Raw genomic sequence first — 1,209 nt, 5'->3', positions numbered from 1 at the left:
TGTGCCATTGTCCGGGCAGGACGGCTTTGAACATGGACGACAGGGGATGGGCGGGACGGCCGCGGCGGTCTCGGAGGTAACGGGTTTTTTGACGGTTCAGGTATTGTTCGATCGGCTGCCAATCAATCACCTGGTCCAACTCCGATAGCGGGAAGCGGCCGATGTGTTTGGCAGTCATGGCTTGTGCGGTTTGCCGGAAGAAGGTGTTCATGGGAAATCCCCTAAATGCCTTGGTGGGAATTTAGGGGATTTTAGGGGAATTTTGCAAAGGTCTTCGGGTTTGTATTATAAGATTTGGGAAGGTGGTTGGAGAATGCCCGCGCTGCCGTTTTTCAGAACATCTATCCCTATGCTTGTCCAAAATCGTATGGAGTCGATTTTCAACCATAACAAAGATGCCATTTTCTTGGAAGGATGGAGCTTGGGTGATGCCGCCATGATTATGGAACTTTTGTGGCAAAACATAAGCACTTCACGAAGAGAACTTACCAAACTGTTTTTATATAAAAACTTTTGGGGTTGTACTAGATAACCAGACCAAATTCCCATTAACTAATTGTCTTAAAATCTAAATTTGAGATTCTATTTCAAATGCCATTGGCATTTCTTTAAATATAGCCCCAAATGCTCTTTGGGAATGCCGTTAAACTTACGTAAATGGCTAAATTCACTAACATCAAGCACATCATAACTACGAAAGGTATCCGTGTATACAATGCCATCAGGCTTAACTTTCTTTCGGATAATTGGCAACAATGTCGCTGATTGCGCATTAGGGACAACGACGGTATAAACCTTATATATTGCGTCCCTAAGAAAGGGCATTAATTTTTGTTAATCGCCCCTTCTTAGGGACGCAATATATAAGGGTAATCCCATGCGTAACACCGTAGGATTGGACATATCCAAGTTGACTTTTGACGCAACGGCCATTGTCGGCAATGCCGAATATTCGGCAAAGTTTGACAACGATTCAAAAGGTTTAGATCAGTTTTCGGACCGGTTGAAAAGCTTGGGATGTCAGAATCTGCATATCTGCATGGAGGCAACGGGAAACTATTATGAAGAAGTTGCCGACTACTTCGCGCAGTATTACAGCGTTTACGTAGTGAACCCGCTGAAAATAAGCAAGTATGCAGAAAGCAGGTTCAAGCGAACCAAAACAGGCAAACAGGATGCAAAACTGATAGCGCAGTATTGCCGGTCGGC

2 protein-coding genes and 1 pseudogene are annotated in these 1,209 nt (G+C 44.3%); 1 reads left to right on the top strand and 2 read right to left on the bottom strand.

Going from position 1 to position 1,209, the window contains the following annotated elements; genetic code table 11:
• Both DFR77_RS12720 and DFR77_RS12705 read right to left on the bottom strand, forming a co-directional pair.
• A partial coding sequence (locus DFR77_RS12720; protein WP_488472648.1) for a transposase occupies positions 1–211 on the bottom strand: 211 nt, incomplete at its 3' end.
• Between the two features lie 357 nt (positions 212–568).
• A pseudogene (locus tag DFR77_RS12705) lies at positions 569–798 on the bottom strand (IS1595 family transposase); the annotation flags it as partial.
• A gap of 79 nt (positions 799–877) precedes the next feature.
• On the opposite strand from DFR77_RS12705, the gene DFR77_RS12700 reads away from it, so the two are divergent.
• Positions 878–1,209 (top strand): IS110 family transposase (locus DFR77_RS12700; protein WP_139593800.1); only part of this gene is annotated, 332 nt, incomplete at its 3' end.

Source organism: Neisseria gonorrhoeae (assembly GCF_003315235.1).
Taxonomy (GTDB): Bacteria; Pseudomonadota; Gammaproteobacteria; order Burkholderiales; family Neisseriaceae; genus Neisseria; species Neisseria gonorrhoeae.
This window is presented reverse-complemented; position numbering and strand designations above follow the sequence as displayed.